Annotated in this window: 22 protein-coding genes, 1 tRNA gene and 1 other RNA gene; 7 read left to right on the top strand and 17 right to left on the bottom strand. The window is 72.5% G+C overall.

The features are described 5' to 3' along the window. Positions 1-103 precede the first annotated feature (103 nt). The 10 genes from ACIGXO_RS17035 to ffs all read right to left on the bottom strand — a co-directional run bounded on the left by ACIGXO_RS17035 (position 104) and on the right by ffs (position 11103). On the bottom strand, positions 104-937 hold the full coding sequence (locus ACIGXO_RS17035) for an SURF1 family protein (protein ID WP_399786670.1): 834 nt from the start codon (positions 935-937) through the stop codon (positions 104-106). A gap of 121 nt (positions 938-1058) precedes the next feature. Continuing rightward, positions 1059-2354 (bottom strand): DUF4232 domain-containing protein, encoded by a 1296-nt coding sequence (locus tag ACIGXO_RS17030; protein ID WP_399786667.1) that lies wholly within the window; start codon positions 2352-2354, stop codon positions 1059-1061. Then, positions 2351-2926 carry a SigE family RNA polymerase sigma factor gene (locus ACIGXO_RS17025; protein ID WP_363259233.1) on the bottom strand — a complete coding sequence of 192 codons (576 nt, stop codon included), beginning with the start codon at positions 2924-2926 and terminating at the stop codon, positions 2351-2353. The genes ACIGXO_RS17030 and ACIGXO_RS17025 overlap by 4 nt, the downstream gene beginning before the upstream one ends. Before the next feature lie 563 nt (positions 2927-3489). Next, entirely contained in the window at positions 3490-4671 is a 1182-nt protein-coding gene (locus tag ACIGXO_RS17020; protein ID WP_399786663.1) for an aspartate-semialdehyde dehydrogenase, read from the bottom strand. Continuing rightward, positions 4668-5939 carry an aspartate kinase gene (locus ACIGXO_RS17015; RefSeq protein ID WP_399786660.1) on the bottom strand — a complete coding sequence of 424 codons (1272 nt, stop codon included), beginning with the start codon at positions 5937-5939 and terminating at the stop codon, positions 4668-4670. Before ACIGXO_RS17015 ends, ACIGXO_RS17020 begins: the two co-directional genes overlap by 4 nt. A gap of 452 nt (positions 5940-6391) precedes the next feature. Continuing rightward, positions 6392-7051: a DUF5063 domain-containing protein gene (locus ACIGXO_RS17010; protein WP_399786657.1), complete on the bottom strand. Its 660-nt coding sequence runs from the start codon at positions 7049-7051 to the stop codon at positions 6392-6394. Next, positions 7044-7643 carry a recombination mediator RecR gene (gene recR / locus ACIGXO_RS17005; RefSeq protein ID WP_399786654.1) on the bottom strand — a complete coding sequence of 200 codons (600 nt, stop codon included), beginning with the start codon at positions 7641-7643 and terminating at the stop codon, positions 7044-7046. The genes ACIGXO_RS17010 and recR overlap by 8 nt, the downstream gene beginning before the upstream one ends. Positions 7644-7720: 77 nt before the next feature. Continuing rightward, positions 7721-8080, bottom strand: a complete 360-nt coding sequence (locus ACIGXO_RS17000; protein WP_362212222.1) for a YbaB/EbfC family nucleoid-associated protein — start codon at positions 8078-8080, stop codon at positions 7721-7723. A gap of 237 nt (positions 8081-8317) precedes the next feature. After that, on the bottom strand, positions 8318-10936 hold the full coding sequence (locus ACIGXO_RS16995) for a DNA polymerase III subunit gamma and tau (RefSeq protein WP_399786651.1): 2619 nt from the start codon (positions 10934-10936) through the stop codon (positions 8318-8320). Between the two features lie 68 nt (positions 10937-11004). Further along, positions 11005-11103, bottom strand: an RNA gene (gene ffs, locus ACIGXO_RS16990) — signal recognition particle sRNA small type. Positions 11104-11233: 130 nt separating this feature from the next. Here ffs and ACIGXO_RS16985 point away from each other — a divergent pair. From ACIGXO_RS16985 to ACIGXO_RS16970, 4 genes are all read left to right on the top strand, one after another. Next, positions 11234-11321: transfer RNA gene (locus ACIGXO_RS16985), tRNA-Ser, on the top strand. A 530-nt stretch (positions 11322-11851) separates the two neighbouring features. Next, positions 11852-12055, top strand: a complete 204-nt coding sequence (locus ACIGXO_RS16980) for a cold-shock protein (protein WP_030259935.1) — start codon at positions 11852-11854, stop codon at positions 12053-12055. Positions 12056-12379: 324 nt separating this feature from the next. Continuing rightward, positions 12380-13921, top strand: coding sequence for a DEAD/DEAH box helicase (locus tag ACIGXO_RS16975; protein WP_399786648.1), 1542 nt, complete (start codon positions 12380-12382; stop codon positions 13919-13921). A gap of 52 nt (positions 13922-13973) precedes the next feature. After that, positions 13974-14282: an SCO5918 family protein gene (locus ACIGXO_RS16970; RefSeq protein WP_399786645.1), complete on the top strand. Its 309-nt coding sequence runs from the start codon at positions 13974-13976 to the stop codon at positions 14280-14282. Between the two features lie 108 nt (positions 14283-14390). On the opposite strand, the gene ACIGXO_RS16965 is transcribed toward ACIGXO_RS16970, so the two are convergent. Further along, positions 14391-14765, bottom strand: coding sequence for a hypothetical protein (locus tag ACIGXO_RS16965; RefSeq protein ID WP_399786642.1), 375 nt, complete (start codon positions 14763-14765; stop codon positions 14391-14393). Positions 14766-14993: 228 nt separating this feature from the next. Here ACIGXO_RS16965 and ACIGXO_RS16960 point away from each other — a divergent pair, with 228 nt between their 5' ends. Further along, on the top strand, positions 14994-15332 hold the full coding sequence (locus tag ACIGXO_RS16960) for a MerR family transcriptional regulator (RefSeq protein ID WP_399786638.1): 339 nt from the start codon (positions 14994-14996) through the stop codon (positions 15330-15332). 272 nt (positions 15333-15604) lie between these two features. On the opposite strand, the gene ACIGXO_RS16955 is transcribed toward ACIGXO_RS16960, so the two are convergent. After that, a complete protein-coding gene (locus ACIGXO_RS16955) occupies positions 15605-15793 on the bottom strand; it encodes a hypothetical protein (RefSeq protein ID WP_399786635.1) in 189 nt (62 codons plus the stop codon). Positions 15794-16008: 215 nt separating this feature from the next. On the opposite strand from ACIGXO_RS16955, the gene ACIGXO_RS16950 reads away from it, so the two are divergent. Together ACIGXO_RS16950 and ACIGXO_RS16945 are read left to right on the top strand one after the other, a co-directional pair. Next, the gene (locus ACIGXO_RS16950; protein ID WP_399786632.1) at positions 16009-17994 is read left to right on the top strand and encodes a GTP-binding protein; all 1986 of its coding nucleotides are present in this window, start codon (positions 16009-16011) and stop codon (positions 17992-17994) included. Positions 17995-18003: 9 nt separating this feature from the next. Continuing rightward, a complete protein-coding gene (locus ACIGXO_RS16945) occupies positions 18004-18915 on the top strand; it encodes a DUF72 domain-containing protein (protein WP_399786629.1) in 912 nt (303 codons plus the stop codon). Here the strand turns inward: ACIGXO_RS16945 and ACIGXO_RS16940 are convergent. From ACIGXO_RS16940 to ACIGXO_RS16920, 5 genes are all read right to left on the bottom strand, one after another. Continuing rightward, the gene (locus ACIGXO_RS16940) at positions 18809-20404 is read right to left on the bottom strand and encodes an ABC transporter ATP-binding protein (RefSeq protein ID WP_399786626.1); all 1596 of its coding nucleotides are present in this window, start codon (positions 20402-20404) and stop codon (positions 18809-18811) included. The two genes, ACIGXO_RS16945 and ACIGXO_RS16940, sit on opposite strands and share 107 nt — an antisense overlap. Then, the gene (locus ACIGXO_RS16935) at positions 20401-21204 is read right to left on the bottom strand and encodes an ABC transporter permease subunit (RefSeq protein WP_399787120.1); all 804 of its coding nucleotides are present in this window, start codon (positions 21202-21204) and stop codon (positions 20401-20403) included. Before ACIGXO_RS16935 ends, ACIGXO_RS16940 begins: the two co-directional genes overlap by 4 nt. A 104-nt stretch (positions 21205-21308) precedes the next feature. Then, the gene (locus tag ACIGXO_RS16930) at positions 21309-22286 is read right to left on the bottom strand and encodes an ABC transporter permease (RefSeq protein ID WP_399786623.1); all 978 of its coding nucleotides are present in this window, start codon (positions 22284-22286) and stop codon (positions 21309-21311) included. Beyond that, positions 22283-23875, bottom strand: a complete 1593-nt coding sequence (locus ACIGXO_RS16925) for an ABC transporter substrate-binding protein (RefSeq protein ID WP_399786620.1) — start codon at positions 23873-23875, stop codon at positions 22283-22285. Before ACIGXO_RS16925 ends, ACIGXO_RS16930 begins: the two co-directional genes overlap by 4 nt. A gap of 48 nt (positions 23876-23923) precedes the next feature. After that, the gene (locus tag ACIGXO_RS16920; protein ID WP_399786617.1) at positions 23924-24715 is read right to left on the bottom strand and encodes a class I SAM-dependent DNA methyltransferase; all 792 of its coding nucleotides are present in this window, start codon (positions 24713-24715) and stop codon (positions 23924-23926) included. Between the last annotated feature and the right edge of the window lie 2 nt (positions 24716-24717).

Below are 24717 nucleotides of genomic sequence, written 5' to 3'. Positions count from 1 at the left end.
GGGGAGGCCCCCCGGGGGGGAAGGCGGGGAAGAGGCGAGGCGGGGAAAAGGCCCGGGGGATCCCCCCGGTGAGCCCCCCGGCCGAGCCGCCCCAGCAACCCCCTCAGGAGCCGGAAGAGACCTTCTGCTCGGCCCCAGCCCCCGACTCCAGCCCCAGCCCCTCCACCGGAATCCCCAGCGCCGCGTCCCGCGCTGCTTCGGATTCGCGGCGGAAGAGGCGGAACCACATGAAGAGGACGAAGCCGGCGAAGACGAACCACTCGCCGGTGTAGCCGAGGTTCTGGAACGCCTTGAGGTCGAGGCCGCTGCCCTCGGCCGCGGCCGGCGGCACGGCCTTCATCGGCCCCTGGGCGTGCGAGACGGTGATCCAGGCGTCGTACACGTCGTACGGCACGATGTTGACCAGCGACGCCGCGCTGATCATGCCGAGCTGCCCCGGCGGCAGGCCGCCGCCGGTCTGCACGCCCTGCGTGCCCTGGTTCTCCGACGCCTGCAGCGCGCCGGTGACGGTCACCTCGCCGCGCGGCGGCGCCGGCACCTTCGCGGTGTCGGCCTTCGTGTCCGCGTCGCCGGGCAGCCAGCCGCGTACGACGGGCAGCGCCTTGCCGCCGTCCGTGCGCAGCATGGTCAGCACGTAGAAGCCGGTGCGTTCGCCGAGCTGCCGGCCGGGGACGAGCAGCTGGTGGCCGGTGTCGTAGTGCCCGGTCGCGGTGGCTCGCCGGCCCGAGGTGTTCTTGTCGACGGGCAGCAGCTGCGTCAGCGGGCGGGCGGCCGCGGTCTTGGCGTCGGCCGCCTGGTCCTCCTGCTGCTGGTGCGTGTCGACGCGGTCCTCGAAGCGGCTCAGCTGCCAGCTGCCCATGAAGACGCACACGGGGATCGCCAGCAGGACGAAGACGTTGATTCCCCACCATCGCGGGGTGAGCAGGAACCGGTACACACCATCAAAGGTACGGGCACGTGCCTCGTACCCGGACGGCGGGCCCGTATCTGCCCCGGCCCGTCCTGTCCTCCGGACAACGGTCCTCGGCCCGCCAGGTACCGGGCCCGAGGTCCCGGGCCTACTGCGCCGGCAGCGGTCCCGTGCGGTACACCGTTCCTGCGCACGCGTCGTTGATCGTGGTGGCCGCTGCCGACGGCTCGCCGGCCTCCGGGGTGTGGCTGACCGCGACGCCGGCCGCCTGCGTACCGTCGTCCGCCGCCCCGTCGCCGCCGGTGCCCGCCTGGTCTCCGCTGCCGTCGGCCGCGGTGGAGTTCGCCGGCTCGCCGGAGCCCGCCCCCTCGGAGCTGCCGGGCGTCGGCGTACCGGGCGCCGCGCAGCCCGAAGGCCCGCCGCCCTCGGCCGGGACCCAGGCGAACTTCACTTCGTACGCCTGACCAGGCTTCAGCACGATCTGGTCGGGTGCGGCGGACGGGTCCGGCAGGCCCGGCGCGGCGTCGCCCGCCGTGTGGTCGACGACCTGGACGCGGGTCGGGTCGGCGCTGCCCTGGGCGACGGCGATCACGCTGCCGCCGCCGTCGACCGAGCAGGTCGCGGCGGAGGTGTTGACGACCCGCAGGGAGCCGTAGACGCGGCCTTCGGCGTCGGGCGTACCGAGGCTGCCGCTGCCGCCGCCGAGCTGGGCGCGCAGGCAGGCGGGCGAGGTGACGTCCATCGTCGCGGCCGGGTCGGCGGCGGGGCCGCCGGACTCCTCGGTGCTGCCGTCCTTCGTGCCGCCCTTGTCCTTGCCGGTCTTCTTGCCGTCCTCGTCGGCCTTCTTGCCGTCCTTGCCGGCGGGGCGGTCGCTGTGCCGGCTGTTCGTACCGCCCGCGGTGCCGCCGGTGGTGACGTGCGCCTCGGAGCTGCTGGCGGCGTTGGCGCGGCGGTCGGCGGCGTCGTCCCCGCCGTTCGCGACGTGCAGCATGGCGGGCATGGCCGTACCGCCGAGGAGCAGTACGGCGGCGGCGCCGACCACGGCGTGCCGGCGGCGCCTGCGCCGGGCCGGTACCGCGCGGCGGAGGGTTTCGAGGGAGTCGGGGGACGGCTCCAGGTCCTGGACGGCGGACTGCAGGAGATTCCGCAGCTCCTCCTCGCCACCGCCCCCGGAACCGCCGCCGTATCCGGCCGCGCCGCTCCCGGAATCGCCGCCGTATCCGGCCGCACCGCCCCCGGTACCACTGAGGCCGCTGTCCGCGTCGCGTCCGCCCTCTGCCATGGCACCGTTGTCATCCGGCGCCGATGCCCCCGCCGATGCCGATGCCGACGGCCGCGCGGATGCCGCTCCTGAAGTACCGCGCGGCTGCTGTTCCTCGCCGCGCGTCTCCCCGGGCTCCCCCTCGGATGCGGGGTCGTGCGGGCCGTGCTGCTTGCTGGTCATGCCGGAGCCTCCATGGCGACGCGCAGCGCCGCGATACCCCGTGAGCCGTACGCCTTCACCGAGCCGAGCGATATGCCCAGCGTCTCGGCGACCTGCGCTTCGGTCATGTCGGCGAAGTAGCGCAGCACGAGGACTTCGCGCTGGCGCCGCTGCAGACCGCGCATCGCCTTGATCAATTGGTCCCGCTCCAGCTGTTCGTACGCGCCCTCTTCTGCGCTCGCCATGTCGGGCATCGGCTTGGAGAGCAGCTTCAGCCCGAGGATGCGGCGGCGCAGCGCGGAGCGGGAGAGGTTGACGACCGTCTGCCGCAGATAGGCGAGGGTCTTCTCGGGGTCGCGTACGCGGCCGCGCGCGGAGTGCACGCGGATGAACGCTTCCTGGACGACGTCCTCGCAGGACGCGGTGTCGTCCAGGAGCAGCGCGGCGAGACCGAGCAGGGAGCGGTAGTGCGCTCTGTAGGTCTCGGTGAGGTGGTCGACTGTCGTGCCCGCTGCCATCGCTTCGTCAGCGTTCCCGTGCGGGGACGGTGCCTGCGTCGGACGCGCGGCGGGCCAGGGGGCGATCACCGGCATGCCACCGGGGATGCGAGTACGCGACGGCCGCGCCACAGCTGCGCCGCCCGCGCTCCCAGGGCCGATTGCAATGCCGAGTACCTCTGCCACGCCTGTTGGACACGCTTCCCCCCGTCAGGGTTGTACGCGCAAGGCACCGTTTTTGGCGATGCGTTGAATGCCCTCATGCGTACCAGCTCTTCCCCGATGCCCCATATTGCCCGTGCCCATAAGGGCGGTTTACGTACTTGCCGCGGCCCTCATGGGACCTTCGCCGTACGCCGTGGTGCGCGTCGCCGAACCGTGCTGTGCCGAACGCCCAGGAGGGGCGGCGACAAAGACGCTCCCCGCGCGGCCGCGGTTGCAGCACGACGGGGAGCGAATGGCCGAGCGGGCCGTCATCCCTGATCAAGGGACCAGAACAGCCGGTCCGCTTACAGGACCTTCACAAGTAGTCAGCGAATTATGACCCACCGGCCGAGCTCTTGGGGAGTGGGTTCTTCGAACTTCAAGTACCCGAGCGGAGCCGCGCGCCCGGCAGCCGGCCGGCCGACCCTACGGGCGCCTCGCGGGCCGACGTCCCGTCAGCTCCCGCCCGTGAGCTCCGCCGCGACCACCTCGGCGATCTGGGCCGTGTTCAGCGCGGCGCCCTTGCGGAGGTTGTCGCCGCACACGAAGAGTTCGAGCGCGTGCGGGTCGTCCAGGGACCTGCGTACCCGCCCGACCCAGGTCGGATCCGTGCCGACCACGTCGGCGGGCGTGGGGAACTCGCCCTCCCCCGGGTCGTCGCACAGGACGACGGCGGGCGCCGCGGCGAGGATCTCGTGCGCGCCGGCCACCGTGACCTCGCGCTCGAAGCGCGCGTGCACGGTCAGCGAGTGCGTGGTGATCACCGGTACGCGGACGCAGGTCGCGGTGACGGGCAGGTCCGGCAGCCCGAGGATCTTCCGGGACTCGTTGCGGACCTTCAGCTCCTCGGAGGACCAGCCGTCCTCCTGGAGGGACCCGGCCCACGGCACGACGTTGAGCGCCATCGGCGCGGGGAACGGGCCGAGGTCGTCGCCGACGGCCCGCCGCACGTCACCGGGGGTCGTCCCCAGCTCCGTACCGGACACCGCGGACAGCTGGCCGCGCAGCGCGTCGACGCCGGCCTTCCCGGCACCGGAGACGGCTTGGTACGAGGAGACGATCAGCTCGCTCAGGCCGTACTCGGCGTGCAGCGCGCCCAGCGCGACGATCATCGAGAGCGTCGTGCAGTTCGGGTTGGCGATGATGCCGCGCGGCCGTACGCGGGCGGCGCGCGCGTTGACCTCCGGTACGACCAGCGGGACGTCCGGGTCCATCCGGAAGGCGGCGGAGTTGTCGACGACCACCGCGCCCTTCGCGGCCGCGATCGGCGCCCACGTCGCCGAGACCTCGTCCGGCACGTCGAAGAGCGCGATGTCGATGCCGTCGAAGACCTCTTCGGCGAGCGCGAGGACCTCGGTCTCCGCGCCCCGTACGGTCAGCTTCCGCCCGGCCGAGCGCGCGGAGGCGATCAGCCGTACCTCGCCCCAGATGTCGGCGCGCTCGGAGAGGATGCCGAGCAGCACGCCGCCGACGGCGCCGGTGGCGCCGACGACGGCGAGGTTCGGCTTGCGGGCCGCACGGTCCTCCGCGCGGCCCGCCCGGGCCGCCGCCTCCGGATCGCTGTCCGGGAGCGACGTCCCATGGGCCGGTGCCGGCAGCCCGTCGGCCGCCGACGTCAGCCCATCAGGTGTGATCATCGGCCGGTGCCGCCATAGACCACGGCCTCGTCGGAATCGGTGTCGAGACCGAACGCGCTGTGGACGGCCTGCACGGCCTCGTTGACGTCATCGGCGCGCGTGACGACCGAGATGCGGATCTCGGAGGTCGAGATGAGCTCGATGTTCACGCCCGCGTTCGACAGCGCCTCGAAGAAGCCCGCCGTGACGCCCGGGTTGGTCTTCATACCGGCGCCGACCAGCGAGATCTTGCCGATCTGGTCGTCGTAGCGCAGCGAGTCGAAGCCCACCGACGGCTTGGTCTTCTCCAGCGCCGCGATGGCCTTGCGGCCCTCGGTCTTCGGCAGCGTGAAGGAGATGTCGGTCAGGCCCGTGGACGCGGCAGAGACGTTCTGCACGACCATGTCGATGTTGATCTCGGCGTCCGCGATCGCCCGGAAGATCGTCGCGGCCTCGCCCGGCTTGTCCGGTACGCCGACGACCGTGACCTTCGCCTCGGAGGTGTCGTGCGCGACGCCCGAGATGATCGCCTGCTCCATCGGCTGGTCCCCTTGCGGTTCGTTGCTGACCCACGTACCCCGCAGCCCCGAGAACGAGGACCGGACGTGGATCGGGATGTTGTAACGGCGTGCGTACTCGACGCAGCGGTGCAGCAGCACCTTGGAACCGGAGCTGGCCAGCTCCAGCATGTCCTCGAAAGAGATCCAGTCGATCTTCCGCGCCTTCTTCACGACCCGCGGGTCGGCGGTGAAGACGCCGTCGACGTCGGTGTAGATCTCGCAGACATCCGCATCCAGGGCTGCGGCCAGCGCGACGGCGGTCGTGTCCGAGCCGCCGCGGCCCAGCGTGGTGATGTCCTTCTTGTCCTGGGACACACCCTGGAAGCCGGCGACGATGGCGATGTTGCCCTCGTCGACGGACGTCTTGATCCGGCCCGGCGTGACGTCGATGATCCGTGCCTTGTTGTGCACGGAGTCCGTTATGACGCCGGCCTGGCTGCCCGTGAAGGACTGCGCCTCGTGTCCGAGGTTTTTGATCGCCATCGCCAGCAGGGCCATGGAGATCCGCTCTCCGGCGGTCAGCAGCATGTCGAACTCGCGGCCCGAAGGCATGGGGGAGACCTCCCCCGCGAGATCGATCAGCTCGTCCGTCGTGTCGCCCATCGCCGAAACCACTACGACAACCTGGTTGCCGTTCTTCTTGGCTTCGACGACTCGCTTGGCAACGCGCTTGATGCCCTCGGCATCCGCAACGGATGAGCCGCCGTACTTCTGCACGACAAGGCCCACGTGTGCTCGCTCCTCGCAACTGTCTGTCGGATCCCCGGACACCTGCGGGTTCCGCAGGTCTGCGGGCGTTCCGGACCCCTGTTCAGGGGCCATGCGGTCGGCTCAGTCTATCGAGCAGGCGGAATCCGCCTCGCCAATACCACATCGTGAGACACATTGCTCGCTACGCGATCAAAACGGTCGGCGTGCCGGTCATGCGCGACCTCCTGCGAGGCCGTACGCGACCGAAGCGCCCTCCGCCGTGACCGGCGCGAGCCGACTCGCGTCCCGCTTCCGAGTATCTCCCGAAATGGTCGGCGTGGCGCATCGTCGCGCCCGCTCGGCAGGCCACCTGCCCGTTCCGGCCGGGAGCACACGGAAACGACCCGGAAACGTAAGCCAGCTCACAGGGCGTCCGGTGTTAAGCACCGGCGCTCAAGGGCACGCCGGGCCCCACGCGCACGCCCCGCCGCTCATGCCTGGCGCAGCCCGAGCGGTCCGGCGATCTCCGCCGCCATGACCTTCCCGGCCTCTTCTTCCAGGTTCTCCTCGCCGTCGGCCCCGGTGTCGGTGTCCAGGCCGTCCAGCTCGTCCAGCGGCTGGTCCAGGCGTACGTGCGCGACCAGCGACTGCAGGGCGCGCAGCGCGGCGCTCGCGGTCGGCCCCCAGTTCGACAGGTACGAGAACTGCCACCACCACAGGGCCTCGCTGATCCGCCCGGCCCGGTAGTGCGCGAGGCCGTGCCGCAGGTCGGTCACGATGTCGGCGAGGTCGTCGGAGATCCGGCAGGCCACGGGCGTGCTGCGCGGTACGTACGGGTCGAAGAGCTCGTTGTACACGTCCACCGGGTCCAGCAGCGTCGCGAAACGCTCGCGCAGCTCGTCCACGTCCGGCTCCGGGCCGATGTCCGGCTCGTAGCGGTCCTGCGGGACGATGTCCTCGTGCGCGCCCAGCCGGCCGCCGGTGAGCAGCAGCTGCGAGATCTCCAGCAGCAGGAACGGCACGGCACTGTCCGGCTCGTCACCGCGTGCGACTTCCGTGACCGCGACGATGAAGCTGTCGATCGAGTCGGAGATCTGTACGGCGAAGTCGTCCGGGTTCTGCGTGGCGTTGTGCAACGTGGGATCAGACATCGAGAAGTCTCCGTCCTTCGAAGGCCCGCCCGAGCGTGACCTCGTCGGCATACTCCAGATCGCCCCCGACCGGCAGTCCGCTGGCCAGACGCGTCACCTTCAGCCCCATGGGCTTGATCATGCGCGCGAGGTACGTGGCGGTCGCCTCGCCCTCGAGGTTCGGGTCGGTGGCCAGGATCAGCTCGCCGACCGTGCCGTCGGCGAGCCGGGCCAGCAGCTCCCGTATCCGCAGGTCGTCCGGGCCCACGCCCTCGATGGGGCTGATCGCCCCGCCGAGGACGTGGTACCGGCCGCGGAACTCTCGCGTCCGTTCGATCGCGACGACGTCCTTGGGCTCCTCGACCACGCAGATGACCGTGGGGTCGCGGCGCGGGTCGCGGCAGACCTGGCACTGCTCGTCCTGCGCGACATTGCCGCACACGCTGCAGAACCGGACCTTCGCCTTGACCTCCATCAGCGCGTTCGCCAGCCGGCGGACGTCGGCCGGCTCGGCCTGGAGGATGTGGAAGGCGATCCGCTGCGCGCTCTTGGGACCGACGCCGGGCAGCCGCCCCAGCTCGTCGATCAGGTCCTGAACCACGCCTTCGTACACGGAACGCTCTCTCCCTAGTCCGCCCTGCTCCGTACGCTAGTTGGCCTCCTGCCCGAAGGGGAGGCCCCGGCCCTCCGTCAGAAGGGCAGGCCGGGGATGCCGCTGCCGCCGCCGAGGCCCTGCGCGAGCGGGCCGAGCTTGTCCTGCTGGAGCTTGGCCGCCGCGGCGTTGGCGTCCTGAACAGCGGCGATGACGAGATCCGCGAGGGTCTCGGCCGTCTCCTCGGGCGTCGCCGCCTCCGGGTCCACCGCCTTGGGGTCGATCTCCAGGCCCTTCAGCTCGCCGGCGCCGTTCACGGTCGCCTTGACGAGCCCACCGCCCGCCGACCCCGACACGGGCGTCTGCGCCAGCTCCTGCTGGGCCGCCGCGAGGTCCTGCTGCATCTTCTGGGCCTGCTGAAGCAGCTGCTGCATATCGGGCTGACCACCGGGGATCACTGCGGACTCCTGCCGTACGACTACAAATGGGTGCGGTAGCCCGAGCCTACGTGCTCCGTGGCCGCCGCGCCCTACACCGCAGGAAGGAGGACGGATGTACGTCTCCTCCTGGCGGCCCCGAGCCCGCGGTGACCTCCGCCCCGGCCCTGCGGCGATTACGGAAAGCGACAAAGGGAGGGGCGATCCGGGGACGATGTTCACCTTCCGTCCCCCCTTTTGCCTTGTGCCGCCGGGGCCTCACTCGTTGTTGTACTCCTCTATGACCGTCGCCCCGAGCTCGCGGACGATGAGGTCGTAGCCGCTGAGGGCGGAGTCGACGAGGTCGGCGTCGTCCTCGGCCGGCATGTCCTCCTCGATCGAGTACGACGCGGGCTCCGGCTCGCGGTACGCGGGCTCGGCGGCCGGGGCCTGCGGCTGCTGCGCCCCGGCCGAGGCCACGGCCTGCCGGGCACGCTGCGCGCCCTGGCCGCCGCCCGCGCTTCCGGACCGGTCGGGCGCGGCCTGCGGGGGCGGGGCGGGAGCCGCGGCCTGCTGCGGGGGCGCGGCCGGGGCGCCGCCACCGCCGTAACCACCACCGCCGCCGAAGCCGCCGCCGGACGCACCGGCGCCGCTGCCGCCGAAGCCGCCACCGCCGCGCGGGGCCGCGCCGCCGCCCGGCGGGTTGGCGCCGCCCGACGGGTCGATGATCGCCTCGACCCGCCACTGCACGCCGAAGCGCTCGGCCAGCGCCTCGCGCAGCACGTCCTCACTGCCGCCGTTCGCGAAGCTGTCGCGCGCACCGGCATTCGGGAAGCCGACCTGCAGGGTCGTGCCGTCGAACCCGGCGACCTGGGCGTTCTGGCTGAGCAGGATCCAGGTGAAGCGGCGCTTCCCCTTCACCGCCTCCAGAATGTCCGGCCACATCTGCCGTACTTGCTGGGTCTGCACAGCGCCCTGCGCACCGGCGCCCGGCGCCTGCGCGGCGGGCTGCTGCGGCGGCGCGGGGGACGCGGGCTGCTGCGGGGCGGGTGCTTGCTGAGTCGGTGCCTGCTGGGCGGGCTGTTGCTGCCCCGGTGACTGCTGTACTGGCGCGCCGCCCTGGCCGCCCGCGGCGCCCTGGCTTCCGGGCGCGGCCGCGGTCGGCCAGCCGCCCGGCTGCCGCCCACCGGCTCCGCCCGGTCCGCCCGGTCCGCTCGTGGCTCCGGGCCAGGCGCCCGGGCGGCGCGCTGCCGCGCCGCTCTCCCCGCCGGGGCCGGCCGGCTGTCCGCTGTCACCCGGCGCACCGCCCGGCTGCTGCGCACCCGAGGGCCACGCGCCGGCCGGAGCGCCGCCGCTGCCGGCGGGCGCGGGGCCCGCCGCCGGGACGGAAGCATCGCCCGGACCGCCACCGGCGCCCGCCGGGCCACCGGCAGGCGGGCCACCAGCAGGCGGGCCACCGACAGGAGGGGCCTCCGCCCCGGCCGCCGGAGCACCGGCCGCCGGAGCACCGCCCGCCGGAGCGCCGCCCGTGGGCGCGGGGCCCGCCGGACCGTTCGTCGCACCGCGGACCGCGGCCCGCGCGGCCGCCGGACCGGCGGGACCCGCCGGGGCCGCATGCGCACCCGGCCCGGGTACATACCCCGCCGCGACGTCGCCACCGGGCTGCATCACCGGCATCCCACCGGGGCCCGGAGCGCCGCCCGGTCCCGCGGGCAGGCCGCCGCCGAGCGCGGCCGCGCCGACGCCGCGCTCCAGCCGGTCCAGCCGCGCCTGCACCGAGCGCTCGTCGTCGTACGCCGCGGGCAGCAGCACCCGCGCGCAGATCAGCTCCAGCTGCAGCCGCGGCGAGGTCGCCCCGCGCATCTCCGTGAGTCCGGTATTGACGAGATCGGCGGCCCGGCTGAGCTCCGCGGCCCCGAAGACCGAAGCCTGGGCCTGCATCCGCTCCACCACATCCGCCGGGGCGTCGATCAGCCCCTTCTCCGCCGCGTCCGGCACGGCCGCGAGGATCACCAGGTCCCGCAGCCGCTCCAGCAGGTCGGCGACGAACCGCCGCGGGTCGTTCCCGCCCTCGATCACGCGGTCCACGACCTCGAAGGCCGCGGCGCCGTCCCCCGAGGCGAACGCCTCCACGATCGAGTCCAGCAGCGACCCGTCCGTATAACCGAGCAGCGCCGTCGCCATGGCATAGGTCACACCGTCGGCACCGGCGCCGGCCAGCAGCTGGTCCATGACCGACATCGAGTCACGCACGGACCCGGCACCCGCCCGCACGACGAGCGGCAGCACCCCGTCCTCGACCGGGATGTCCTCCCGGCCGCACACCTCACCGAGGTACTCGCGCAGCGTCCCGGGCGGCACCAGCCGGAACGGATAGTGGTGCGTACGCGACCGGATCGTCCCGATGACCTTCTCGGGCTCGGTCGTCGCGAAGATGAACTTGAGGTGCTCCGGCGGCTCCTCGACCACCTTCAGCAGGGCGTTGAACCCCGCCGAGGTGACCATGTGGGCCTCGTCGATGATGTAGATCTTGTACCGGCTGCTCGCCGGGCCGAAGAACGCCTTCTCGCGCAGCTCGCGGGCGTCGTCCACACCACCGTGCGAAGCGGCGTCGATCTCGATGACGTCGATCGACCCCCGCCCGTTACGGGCGAGATCGACGCAGCTCTGGCACTCCCCGCACGGCGTCGGAGTGGGACCTTGCTCACAGTTCAGGCAGCGCGCCAGGATCCGCGCGCTGGTCGTCTTGCCGCAGCCGCGCGGTCCGCTGAAGAGATACGCGTGGTTGACGCGGTTGTTCCGCAGGGCCTGCTGCAGCGGGTCGGTCACGTGCTCTTGCCCGATGACCTCGGCAAAGGTCTCGGGGCGGTAGCGGCGGTACAGCGCAAGGGATGACACGCATACGACGATATCGGCCCGCACTGACAACCGGGCCCGCCTCCGGCTCCCCGCGGCCACCGCCCGGGAACGCAAACGCCCCCCACGCACCCGCCAGAGCCGACCTACCCTTGCTGCCTTCCGGCCCTGGGGGAGTTCAGTCAGATAGCGCCACGTGAGGGGCTGCGCCCACAGTACCTGATCCAGCGCCCCCGAAACGACCCTCACCCCCCTCCCCCGGCAGGGTTGTTCACGTCACATCCGTCGGCGGGGGATCGAGTTCGCGAGCACTCCTCCACGTCATGTAATGTCTTCCTCGGAGGATTCGCCTAGTGGCCTAGGGCGCACGCTTGGAAAGCGTGTTGGGGGCAACCCCTCACGAGTTCGAATCTCGTATCCTCCGCCAGTGCCTCACCGGGCACGACTCGAAGGGCCCCACCGTTCGCGGTGGGGCCCTTCGACGTTCCACGGCGCGACGGTCGACGACGGTCGACGACGGTCGACGACGGTCGACGACGGTCGACGAGCTGCGCCTGAGGGCGGCCGGCCGACCGACCGGGCGCGGAGGAGTCTCGCGCTCCACTGGCCACACCCGGTACCCACACCACTCACACCCCGCACTCCGCGGCAGAAACACTGCTCCCGTGCGAGCCAATATCTGTGGCCGCGGTGGGAGAAATCAGCGTGACGCGCGCTGAGGATTTCTTGCGCGGGTGGCGAAGTGGAATTACTCACCACACAGCGCCGACCGTACCGTGCTAGTGTCGTTCCCAGTTGCAGTTGTGGTTCCCAAAACTTCAAGTGCCCTCACCGTGTTTTCCGTACCGGTGGGAGCGCTTTTTGTGTTTCCGGTCTTTTTCCGGCGGGGTGATCATCGCGGCGACATGGAGTCCGCACGGTGTGGGCTTCAGGAACTGCCCCGAAGGAGAAATTGACATGGCTGCTGGAACCGTGAAGTGGTTCAACTCGGAAAAGGGCTTCGGCTTCATCGAGCAGGACGGCGGCGGCCCCGACGTCTTCGCCCACTACTCGAACATCGCCACCCAGGGCTTCCGTGAGCTCCTCGAGGGTCAGAAGGTGACCTTCGACATCGCGCAGGGCCAGAAGGGCCCGACGGCCGAGAACATCGTTCCCGCCTGAGCTTGACGCATCATCGCAGCTGGGGCCCGCACCTTGGGGTGCGGGCCCCAGCTCGTTGCTTTTCCCGGCGTACCCGATGCACGCCCCGTTCAGAAACCAGGAATACGGAATGCTGATGCAATTCTCCTGTTTCACCGGCGGGCTAGCGTTTCTTCGGGCCGCCCGCTCGGACCGCGCCGCGCGTCCGAGTGCAACGGCGCCTCGGTCGCTCAATGCCGGCCGGGCCCGCTTTCATATTTCATCCGGCTCGTTCTCGCAATTCTCCGCGCTGTGCACTCGCTGCGGGTATTCCTTGATACGTGCCGCATCGAGGAAGGTTTACCCATGAAGCGCACGCGTGGAAATGATCGCTACGCCCACTCCCGTAACGGCGGCTCCGGCGGTTCCGGCGCCGGCAGGGGCGGCGGCCGCTTCGGCTCCCCGTCCGCCGGCCGCTCCGGTGCCCCGCGCCGCTCGGGCGGCAACGGCCGCCGGCCGGCCGCTCCCCAGGGCGAGTTCGCGCTGCCGGTGACGGTCACCCCCGGGCTGCCCGCCGTCGAGGCGTTCGCCGATCTCGACATGCCGGCGCAGCTGCTGGCCGAGCTCGGCTCGCAGGGCGTGACCACGCCGTTCCCGATCCAGGCGGCGACCCTGCCGAACTCCCTCGCGGGCCGGGACGTACTCGGCCGTGGCCGCACCGGTTCGGGCAAGACCCTCGCCTTCGGCCTCGCGATGCTGGCCCGCACGGCCGGCCAGCGCGCCGAGCCGCGCCGCCCGCTGGCCCTCGTACTGGTGCCCACGCGCGAGCTGGCCCAGCAGGTCACCGACGCGCTCACGCCGTACGCCCGCGCCCTGAAGCTGCGGCTGGCCACGGTGGTCGGCGGCATGTCGATCGGCAGGCAGGCCGGTGCGCTCCGCGGCGGCGCGGAGATCGTCGTCGCGACGCCGGGCCGGCTCAAGGACCTCATCGACCGTGGCGACTGCCAGCTCAACCAGGTCGCCATCACCGTCCTCGACGAGGCCGACCAGATGGCCGACATGGGCTTCATGCCGCAGGTCACCGCGCTGCTCGACCAGGTGCGCCCCGAGGGCCAGCGGATGCTGTTCTCGGCCACCCTGGACCGCAACGTCGACCGGCTGGTCCGCCGCTACCTGACCGACCCGGTGGTGCACTCCGTCGACCCGTCCGCGGGCGCGGTGACCACGATGGACCACCACGTGCTCCACGTGCACGGCACGGACAAGCACCGGCTGACGACCGAGATCGCGGCCCGCGAAGGCCGGGTGATCATGTTCCTGGACACCAAGCACGCCGTCGACAAGCTGACCCAGCACCTGCTGAACAACGGCGTACGCGCCGCCGCTCTGCACGGTGGCAAGTCCCAGCCGCAGCGCACCCGCACGCTCGCCCAGTTCAAGACCGGCGATGTGACGGCGCTGATCGCGACCAACGTCGCGGCGCGCGGCATCCACGTCGACAACCTCGACCTGGTCGTGAACGTCGACCCGCCGCAGGACCACAAGGACTACCTCCACCGCGGCGGCCGTACGGCCCGCGCCGGTGAGTCCGGCAGCGTCGTCACCCTGGTGACGTCCCAGCAGCGCCGCGACATGAGCCGTCTGATGGCCACGGCGGGCATCACCCCGCAGATCACCCAGGTCCGCTCCGGTGACGAGGAGCTGAACCGCATCACGGGTGCGCAGGCCCCCTCGGGTGTCCCGGTCACCATCCCCAGGCCGGCGGCCGCTGAGCGCCCCCGGAGCGGCGGTCCCTCCTCGTCCCGGGGCCGTCGCAGCCGCACCGCCCAGAACCGGCGCACCGACCGCACGCGGCGCGGCCCGGGTCAGCGGCAGTCCGCCCCCGCCTCGGGGGCTGGTTCCCGCTGACCGTCCCTGTCCCTGTTCGGCCGGCCCCTCTCCCCCCTGTCTGTGAGGCATCATGCGCTGCATCATCGCTCGTTTCCCGTTCGACCTGACCAAGGAAGGGGTGCAGGCCGCCATGAAGGGCATCAAGCCGGAGCCCGTCACGGGTGACTCGGTGGTGATCGGCCGCCGCCAGTACCCCGTCAAGCAGGTGGGCGCGGTCATCACCCGGCAGGACCGCCGGGACTTCACCGCGGGCGAGGTCGTCCGGGCCATGACGCGGCTCGGCTTCACGTGCCACACGGTCGAGACCGCCGCTCCGGAGGCGCTCTCCCCGCTGGAGGCCGCGTCGGCGATGCTCGGGCACCCCGCCCCCGAGCAGTAGGCGGGAGCGGAGCGGCATCCGCACGACGAGGAGGGCCCTGCCGGCACACACCGGCAGGGCCCTCTTCTCGTACGTCTCAGGGACGCGTTCAGGGACGCATACGTCTTCTCAGTTGTCGGAGTAGCTGAAGTCGCCCACGGTCCAGGCGCTCACATCCTGGATCGCGACGCGGTACATCCCGCCCGTCTCGGGGATGCCGATGCTGCCCTGCAGGATGCGGGCGACATGGAAGTGCAGGTGCGTGGGGGTTTCGACGCCGCCGGGGCCGTTCTGTGTGCGGTCGGTGGTGAAAATCCCGGAGAACGGGCCCAGGCGCGCCGAGTCGGACAGGACCTCCGACACCCGCTGCCGCCACAGGGCTTCGGGGGCCAGCCGGCCGGTGATGACCGCACTGCTGGTGACGACGGTCAGGGGCATCTGATTGCTTTGCTCGGACTCCACCATGGCGGCGATGTCGACGAGCAGCACGTCAGGGTTCGACATGGGAACCGATTCTATTCGGCGGCTCGATCCAGCGGCTCGGCCCGCCCGCCGAACGGGCCGAAATCTCTCCTCGCCGGAGTAGACATTGAACAGCCGCACGGTGAAGGCTACGAGGTCGGCGCGGCGGCAGGCCGGACGGATGGTGTTGAATTTCCCGCGGGGCCCTGATGCCGGGGCCCTGATGCCGCACGGCACCAAGGCCCTCGACGGTCGGCTCAACGAGGTGAAATGACAGCAGATAACCCGCTCAGTGGTCGGCTGGACGACGACGACTACCCCGCGTACACCATGGGACGGGCCGCCGAGATGCTCGGCACCACTCCCGGGTTCCTGCGCGCCATCGGCGAGGCCGGACTGATCACGCCACTCCGCTCGGAGGGCGGGCACCGCCGGTACTCCCGTTACCAGCTGCGGATCGCCGCCCGCGCCCGCGAGATCGTGGACCAGGGCACCCCGGTCGAGGCCGCGTGCCGCATCGTCATCCTCGAGGACCAGCTCGAAGAGGCCCAGCGGATCAACGCCGAATACCGCCGCGCCGAGGGCAAGCCGGACGACGCCACCCACTGAGCCGGCCGCACCGTCCGCTCTCGCGTTGACGCATTCCCGTGGGGCGTTCAGCGATTCCCCCGTGACACCCGTTGCCGGGCTCTGTAAAAGAGGCTGGAAATACGCCAGTTGCGTCCGTTCGCGCCACTGCGGCCGGGCATGAGCGGCATTCCGCCGGTCGAGTATGGGCCGCCCGTCGAGGGGGTATCAGAGCACGGTCAGCGCCCTTCAAGGGGGGATTCAGAATGACCACACCGCCTCAAGAGTGTGTCGTACTCGATATTCCGGACGGATTACGGCTGGACCTCCTGGGTCTCGTCGTCGAAGTCGGCCGCGTACGGATAGTCGCTGACCGGGCGGGGCTGCTCGGCAACCTCATCGCGGCCCTGACCTGCGGTGGCGGCGCGGCCGCTGCCAGGAGCCTGGAGGCGATGGCGCAGATGCTCCGCGCCCAGGAGCAGCCCGCGGAATCCGGCCAACACGCATAGGAACGGAAGCACCTGCCCCGCCCCGGGCCACCCCCGGGGCGGGGCAGCGCGGCGTCCGGCGGATCTCCGGATAAATACGTTGCCGGCGGTGGCGGGGGTCTGCTGCACTGCCGGAAGCCACCGACCGCCGAAGAGGGAGACGGAAATGCCGAAGACGTTCATGTCCCAGCAGCAGGTAATCGCCGCCCATTCGGAGGACATGACGCTCGGTGCATTTTTTGAACCTGGGAATTCTGGCGCACGTCGACGCCGGTAAGACGAGCCTGACCGAGCGGCTGCTGCAGGCCGCCGGGGTCATCGACGAGGCCGGCAGCGTCGATGACGGAAGTACGCGGACCGATTCGCTGGAGCTGGAGCGGCAGCGGGGCATCACGATCAAGTCCGCGGTCGTGTCGTTCGTCGTCGACGACGAGCTGACGGTCAATCTCATCGATACGCCCGGGCACCCGGATTTCATCGCCGAGGTCGAGCGGGTGCTCAACGTGCTCGACGGCGCGGTGCTGGTCGTCTCGGCGGTGGAAGGGGTGCAGCCGCAGACCCGCATTCTGCTGCGGACGCTGCGGCGGCTCGGCATTCCCACGCTCGTCTTCGTCAACAAGATCGACCGGCGCGGGGCGCGCTGCGCCTCCCTGGTCCGCGAGCTCGGCGAGAAGCTGGACGCGGCGTTCGTGGCCCTGGGCACCGTCGGCGGCGGCATCGGTACGCCGGGGGCCGCGTGGGTCCCGTACGCGGACGCCGACGAGGACTTCGCGGCGCGGCTCGCCGAGGTGCTCACCGAGCACGACGACGCGCTGCTGGCCGCGTACGTGGCGGACGAGACGGCGGTGCCGTACGAGCGGCTCCGGGCCGGACTGGCCGCGCAGACCCAACGGGCGCTGGTCCACCCGGTGTTCTTCGGCTCGGCGATCACGGGCGCGGGCGTGGCCGCGCTGACCGCCGGCGTCAAGGAGCTGCTGCCGGCGGCCGCGGGCGCGGCGGACGGGCCGGTGTCGGGCACCGTCTTCAAGGTGGAGCGCGGACCGGCCGGGGAGAAGCTCGCGTACGTCCGGATGTTCTCGGGGACGGTACGGACCCGGGACCGGGTGGCCCTCGGCGGTTCGGAGGCCAAGGTCACCGCGGTCGGGGTCTTCGAGCGGGGCGCGGCCGTTCGGCGGAGCGGGGTGGTCGCCGCCGGGGAGATCGGGGTGCTGTCGGGCCTGGAGGAGGTACGGATCGGCGACACCGTCACCGGCCGGGGAACGGACGCCGTCACCGGCCGCGGAGCCGACGGCAGCACCCGGAACGGCAGCAACAGCACCACCCGCCACTTCGCGCCGCCCACCCTCGAAACCGTCATCGTCCCCACCCGCCCGTCCGACAGGGCGGCCCTGCACGCCGCGCTCTCCCGGCTCGCCGAGCAGGACCCGCTGATCGGCCTGCGCCAGGACGACGTCCGGCGGGAACTCTCCCTCTCGCTCTACGGGGAAGTGCAGAAGGAGATCGTCCAGGCGACGCTGGCGCAGGACTTCGGTATCGACGTCGCGTTCCGGAGCACCACGGTGATCTGCATCGAGCGGCTCACCGGCACGGGAGCGGCCTTCGAGATCATGCACCAGGACGGCAATCCGTTCCTCGCCACCGTCGGGCTCCGCGTCGAGCCGGCGCCGCCTGGCGCCGGCGTGGACTTCCAACTGGCGGTCGAACTGGGGTCGATGCCGTACGCGTTCATCAAGGCGGTCGAGGAGACCGTGCGCGCGACGCTGCGCCGGGGAGGCCCGCACGGCTGGCGCGTCCCCGACTGCGCGGTCACCCTGACGCACTCCGGGTACGCGGCGCGGCAGAGCCACGCGCACGCCGTCTTCGACAAGAGCATGTCGAGCACGGCCGGGGACTTCCGCAGTCTGACCCCGCTGGTGCTGATGAGCGCGTTGCGGCAGGCCGGTACGGAGGTCCACGAGCCGGTGCACCGCTTCCTGCTCGACCTGCCGGCCGACGCGCTCGGCCCGGTACTGCCCGTCCTCGCCCGGCTGGGCGCCGTACCGGACACCCCCGTGCTGCGGAACTCCGCCTGCCGCCTGGAAGGCACGATCCCCGCGGCCGGCGTACGCGAACTCCAGCGCGCTCTCCCCTCCTTGACGCGCGGCGAGGGCGTACTGGAGTCCGCCTTCTCCGGCTACCGCCCGGCCCGGGCGGTGAGCGCCCGGGAGCGCGGGTAGCCGGGCGCCATGGGTGGAATTGCCGTCGGGGTATGTGGCTGGACCGATCCGGCGCTGGTGCGCAGCGGGTGGTATCCGGCGGGCAGCCGGGGCGCGGAAGGCAGACTGCGGTACTACGCCGGGCGGTTTCCCGTGGTGGAGGCCGACGCGACGTACTACGCGCTGCCCAGCGCGCGGAACAGCGCGCTGTGGGCCGAGCGGACGCCGGACGGTTTCCGCTTCGACGTCAAGGCGTTCTCGCTCCTCACCGGGCACCCCACCCGGGCGGCGGCGCTGCCCGCCGACCTCCGCCCGGCACTCGCCCGCGGCCCCCGCAATCCGCGAGACGCCGATCCGGCGCTGCTGGACGAGGTGTGGACGCGGTTCAGCGCGGCCCTCGAACCCCTGCGGAGCGCCGGCCGTCTCGGCACGCTGCTGTTCCAGTTCCCGCCGTGGTACGCACCGGGCCCGCGGGCCGAGGAGTACCTCGCACGGTGCGCGGAGCGTACGGACGGCTGGCCCGTCGCCGTCGAGTTCCGGCATCCCGGGTGGTGGCGCCCGGAGACGGCCGACCGCACCGCGGCGCTGCTCGCGGGGCTGGGCATGGCGGCCGTGGCCGTGGACATGACCCAGACCCTGCCGGTGTCCATACCGCCCGTCACCCCGGTGACGGCCCCCGGCCCAGCGGTGATCCGCTTCCACGGCCGCAGCGAAGCCTGGGGCACGGGCGGCAAGGAGGACCGCTACCGCCACACCTACTCCCCGGCCGAACTCACCGAATGGATACCCCGCATACGCTCACTGGCCGAGCGCGCCGACACCGTCCACGTCCTGTTCAACAACTGCTGCGGGGACGCGGCGGTACGTGCCGCGGAGACGATGCAGGAGCTGCTGCCGGAGGCGGTCCGCCGGGAATCCGACGGGTCGGACCGTGCTCCGTGAGACGACCGCTGTCGATGACGGCGGTGCGGGTGGTCGCCGCTGCGGTTTCGCGGTCGTGGGTGATCAGGACGAGGGACAGGTCGGGGCGGGTGCGGAGGAGGTCGGTGAGGAGGGTGAGGAGGGCGCGGCGGGTCACGGTGTCCAGGCCGGAGGTGATCTCGTCGCAGATCAGGACGCGGGGGCGGGCGAGGAGGGCGCGGGCCAGGGCCGCGCGCTGGAGTTCGCCGCCGGAGAGCTGCTGGGGGCGGCGGCGTACGAGGTCGGCGGGGAGGCCGAGGTCGGCGAGGGTGTCCTCGGCCTCGGTCAGGGCCGCGGCGGCGGGGACGTGCCGCAGCCGGACGGCCGTGCGGGCCACCTGGTCCAGTACCGGGCGGTGCTCGTCGAAGGCGGCGCGGGCGTCCTGGAAGACGTACTGGACCGCCGCGAGCTCCGCGCGGGTGCGGGAGCGCAGGCTGCGCGGGAGCGGCGCGCCGTCGAGCAGGATCTCGCCGTCGTGGGTGCGGTGGAGCCCGGCCAGGCAGCGGCCGAGGGTCGTCTTGCCGCTCCCGGACCGGCCGACGACGGCCAGGCACTCGCCCGGGCGGAGGGTGAGGTCCGGGACGTGCAGGACGGGGGTGCGGTGGTGACGGGCGGTCAGGTCGCGGACGTGGAGGAGAGGGGTGCCGGGGGCATCGTTCGCGTGCGGGGACGGTACGTCCTGAGTCGGCGCGGCGCCCTTCAACAGCTCGCGCGTCCACTCATGTCGGGGCGACGACCACAGCTCGTCCGCCGGGCCCGATTCCACGACGCGGCCCGCGCGCATGACGTGGAGGTCGTCGGCGAGGGTGCGTACGACGTCCAGGTCGTGGCTGAGGAGGAGTACGGCGATGCCCTGCCGGGCCAGTCCCGCGAGTTGTCCGACGATGCGGCGCTTGGTCCGGTCGTCCTGGCCGGTGGTCGGCTCGTCGGCGATCACCGCGCGGGCGCCGGTCAGCAGGGCCTGGGCGAGGACGAAACGCTGCTGCTGGCCGCCGGAGAGCTCGTGCGGGTAGCGACCCAACAGGGCTTCTGCGTCTGGGAGTTGGGCTTGCTCGCAGGCACGCAGGACCCGTTCGGTGACGGCCGTACGGCGTTCGCGGCGGGGCAGGTCGCGCACCTGGGCGCGGGCGATGTCGCGGAGGAGGGCGTCGACGCGGCGGGCGGGGTTGAGGGCGGCGGCCGGGTGCTGGGGGACGTAACCGATGACACCGTCCGGTACGCGCACGTCGCCGGTGACGCGGGCGCCGGGCGGGTACTCGCCCAGCAGCGCCAGCCCCGTGGTCGTCTTGCCGCTGCCGGACGCGCCCACGAGCGCGGTGATCCGCCCGGGGTGCAGCCGCAGGGAGACCCCGTCGACGATCGCGCGGCCGGGACCGGTCTCGCCGCCGAGCACGACCCGGAGGTCCTCGATCTCCGCTACCGGGTCGGTGGTGGGCAGCCGGGAGGGGGAGGTGTGCGTGGCCCCGTTCACGGGTGGGTCTCCTTTCGCGCCGGAGCCGGTGACGGCGTGGTGCGCCCCCGCAGCCCCTCGTCGAACAGCAGGTTCGCGCCCATGGTCAGGGCGACGATCAGTACCGCGGGCAGGACGACGGCCCACGGCTGGACGAACAGGCCCGTACGGTTGCGGTCGACCATCACCGCCCAGTCGGCGGCGTCCGGGGCGACCCCCACGCCGAGGAACGCGGCCGTGGCGACCAGGTACAGGACACCGGTCAGCCGGGTCCCGGCGTCGGCGACGAGGGTGCGCAGGCAGGAGCGGCCGACGTAGCCCACGGCCAGCCGCCACCACGTCTCGCCCTGCATCCGCAGCGCCTCGACGGCGGGCCGGGCGGCCGCCTCGGCCGCGGTGGCGCGGATGATGCGGGCCGCGTCCGGGATGTTGACCAGGGCGACGAGGAGCGCGAGGCCCGCCGTACCCGGCGAGAACACCGCAGCGGCCAGCAGGATCAGCAGCAGGGACGGGATGGCGAGCAGCACGTCCAGCGGCCGCATCAGGAGCTCTTCGAGCCAGCCGCGGTGGGTGAGCGCGCTGATCAGGCCGAGCGGGAGGGAGACCGCGTAGGCCAGTGCGGTGGCGGCGAGCGCGGTCAGGACGACCGTACGGCCGCCGAGCAGCACCTGGCGCCAGACGTCCCGGCCGACGAAGTCGGTACCGGCCCAGTGCCCGCCGCCGAGGGTGAAGGAGGCGCCGCGGGGGCCGGGTTCGCCGGCGAAGAGCGGGCCGAGGAGGGCGAGTACGAGCGGCACGCCGACGATCACGAGGGCGAGCACGAAGCGGCCGGGGCCGCCCGGGCGGCCGGAGCGATCGGAACGGCCGGGGCGGTCGGAGCGGTCGGAGCGGTCGGAGCGATCGGGGCCCGCCTTGAGTCGTACGTTCACGCCGCCACCCCCGCCCGAGGCGTGAACCGGCGCGCCACCAGGTCCGCGCCGAGGTTCAGGACGACGGCGGTGACGCCGAAGACCACCGCGAGGCCCTGGATGACCGGCACGTCGCGCTCGGCGACGGCGTTCATCAGGACCGTGCCGAGGCCGGGGATCACGAACAGCGCCTCGACGACGATGACGCCGCACAGCAGCCAGTCGATCGTGCGCGCCAGCTGCTGCGCCGCGGGGGCGAGGGCGTTGGGGAGGGCGTGCGTGTACCGGACGCGCGCGCCCGCGATGCCGTACCGGCGGGCCTGCGCGGCGTACGGCGACGCCAGCGCGTCGATCATCCCGGCCCGGACCAGCCGGGCCAGCGAGCACACCGGTCGGGCGAGCAGGACGAGGACGGGGAGGACGAGCGCGGCGGGGTGGGCGAGCAGGTCGGTGCCGTATCCCACGGCGGTCGGCGGCAGCCAGCCAAGGTTGAGCGCGAAGACCGTGACGAGGAGGACGCCCAGGGCGAATTCCGGTACTGCGTAGACGCCCAGGGTCGCGGAGCTGATGAGGCGGTCGGCGAACCGGCCCTCGTGGCGCGCGGCGAGCACGCCGAGGCCGACGGAGACCGGAATGAGGAGCGCGACCGTCAGGGCCGCGAGCAGCACGGTCGGGCCGAAGCCGGTCGCGAGGTACGTGGCGACCGGGCGGCCGGAGGTCAGCGAGGTGCCGAGGTCGCCGTGGAGGAGGCCGGCCGCCCACGCGGCGAGCCGTTCGTGGGCCGGCCGGTCCAGGTGCAGGGCCTCGCGGATGGCCGCGACGCGGGCCGGGTCGGGCTGGTCGCCCGCGAGGGCCACGGCGGCGTCCCCGGGCAGCGCCTCGGTGAGGGCGAAGACCAGCAGGACGACGGCCACGGTCTGGCCGGCGCCGAGCAGCAGCCGGCGCACCACCCAGGCCCGCAGGCCGCTGCCGTATCCCGTACCGCGTGCGCTCACGCCAGCCACACCTTGTCGAAGCGGGCCCAGTCCAGGGTGTTGGCGGGCGCGTCGTGCGCGACGCCGCGGACGTTCCTGGCCGTGCCGAGGATCCAGTCGGCGAAGCCCCAGACCAGGAAGCCGCCCTCGGCGTACAGCCGGCGCTGCATCCGCTCGTAGACGGCCGCCCGGTCCTTCTTGTCCTTGGTCGACTGCGCCTGCTGGTAGAGCGCGTCGAAGTCCTTGTGGTGCCAGTGGGTGGCGTTGGTGGTGGAGCCGGTCAGCAGGCGCTGGGAGATGTGGGATTCGATGGGCATGGCGCCGGAGCGGTAGCTGGCGAGCGTCCCGGAGTCCAGGGTGTCGGTCCAGAAGGTGTCCTTGCTGCCCACCTTGACCTTCACGTGCACGCCGGCCTTGGCGGCCTGGTCGCGGAAGACGGACGCGGCCTCGGTGAAGCCGGCGGCGACGGGCGAGGTGTCCAGGGTGACCTTCAGGCCCTCGGCGCCCGCCTTCTTCAGCAGGTGGCGGGCCTTGTCCAGGTCCTGGGTGCGCTGCGGCAGGCCGTCGGCGTAGTACTCGTACCCCTTGCCGAAGAGGTCGTTGCCGATCTCGCCGGCGCCGGACAGCGCGCCCTTGACCAGCTCCTCGCGGTCGGCGATCAGGAAGAACGCCTCGCGTACCCGCTTGTCGTCGAACGGCGCCCGGTCGGTCTTCATCGCGAACGCCTGCATGGCGCTGTTGCGCAGCCGGACGATCTCCACCTGCCCCTTGCCCTCGTGCGCGCGTGCGGTGGTCGGGTTGAGCTCGTGGGCGTACTCGACCTGGCCGCCGAGGAGGGCGTTGACGCGGGCCGACTCCTCGTTGGCGATCACGAACTCCAGCCGCTCCAGGTGCGGCGCGCCGTCCCAGTACTCGTCGTACCGCTCGACGACGGCGGACCGGCCGGGCGTGAAGGAGACGAAGCGGAAGGGGCCGCTGCCGACGGGCCTGTCGTCGAAGTGGCGGGCGCCCTCGGGAACGATGTACGCGCCGAACGCGGCGAGCACATTGGGGAATTCGGCGGTGGGGCGCTTCAGGACGAATTCGACCGTGCGGTCGTCGACGGCCCGGCTCGCCTTGAGGTCGATGGGCTCCAGGGACGCCTTGGCGCGGAACGCCTCCTTCGGGTCGGCGATGCGGCGGTAGCTGTACAGGACGTCGTCGGCGGTCACCGGCCTCCCGTCGTGGAAGGTGGCCTTGCGCAGCTTCACCCGCCAGCGGTCCAGGCCGTCGTTGGGCTCCCAGGAGGCGGCGAGGCGCGGCTGCGCGGAGAGGTCGGCGCCCTGGTCGGCGAGCTTGTCGAAGAGGGCCTTGGCGCGCGCCGCGTCGGCGAAGAGATTCGTGCGGTGCGGGTCGAGGGTCTCGCTCGCGCCGCCGCCGGCGAACGCGGCGCGCAGCGTGCCGCCGCGCCGCGGTCTGCTGCCCCCGCCCGCGGCGTCGTCGGCGGTACCGGGCCCGCCGCAGCCGGCGAGGGCGAGCGCGCCGAGCCCGGCCACGCCGCCGGCGGCTGCGAGGAATCCCCGGCGGCGCAGGCCGGGGAAGCGGGAGTCGTCGAGCGGGGCGTGAGGCATGGCGTGTCCTTCGAGTACGAGGAGGTACGAGAACGGGAAGTGGGGCGGTCAGCCGGTGGGCGTCAGGCGGGCGACGAGATGCAGGCGGTCGGCGTCCAGCCGCGTGCCCGGCGCGTCGCCCTCCTGCCAGGCGGGCTCCGTGCGCGGGCCGGGCCCGTCGTGCAGGGCCAGCACCTCGAAGCCGTGCGCGGCGAGCACGTACCGCAGCTCCTGGGGCAGGAGCAGCCGCCACGCGGAGCGCTGCTCGACCGGCGCGGAGCCGTCGTCGGCGGTCCACACCCGGGTACGGCGCAGCAGCTGTGCCGCGCGGTCGACGTGGAGGGTCGTGGTGGAGGTGTACGCGACGCCCTGCCAGTCGAAGCCGCGCACCACAGGGGCGTCGAGGAGTTCCGTACGGCCGAGGAAGAACGCGCCGCTGCGCATCTCCGCGACGAGCAGCCCGCCGGGTGCCAGGCTGCGCCGGCAGGAGGCCAGGAAGCCGTCGAGGTCGTCGTTGGTGTGGCAGTACAGCAGCGCGCTGTCCAGGCAGACGACGGCGTCGAAGGACCGCGCGGGGAAGCGGAAGCGGCGCAGGTCGGCCCGTACGTAGGAGGGGCCGGGGTGGTGCGTGCGCGCGTACGTCAGCATCGCCTCGGAGAGGTCGGCGCCGACGACGGAGCGGCCGGTGCCGTGCAGGTACGCGGCGTCGCGCCCAGTGCCGCAGCCGATGTCCAGGACGCGCGGTCCGGAGCCGTACCGGCGCAGGCAGTCCGCGGCCCAGCGCCCGGCCAGCCGTTCGGTGTCGGGGAACCGGGCCTCGTACAGCTCCGGGTTGTCGGTGAGCAGGTTTCCGCTGGTCACGG

Origin of the sequence: Streptomyces sp. NPDC053542, from assembly GCF_044544685.1 — a bacterium.
Lineage (GTDB): Bacteria > Actinomycetota > Actinomycetes > Streptomycetales > Streptomycetaceae > Streptomyces.
The sequence above is the reverse complement of the archived record's forward strand: the minus strand, read 5'-3'. Positions and strand labels throughout refer to the sequence as shown.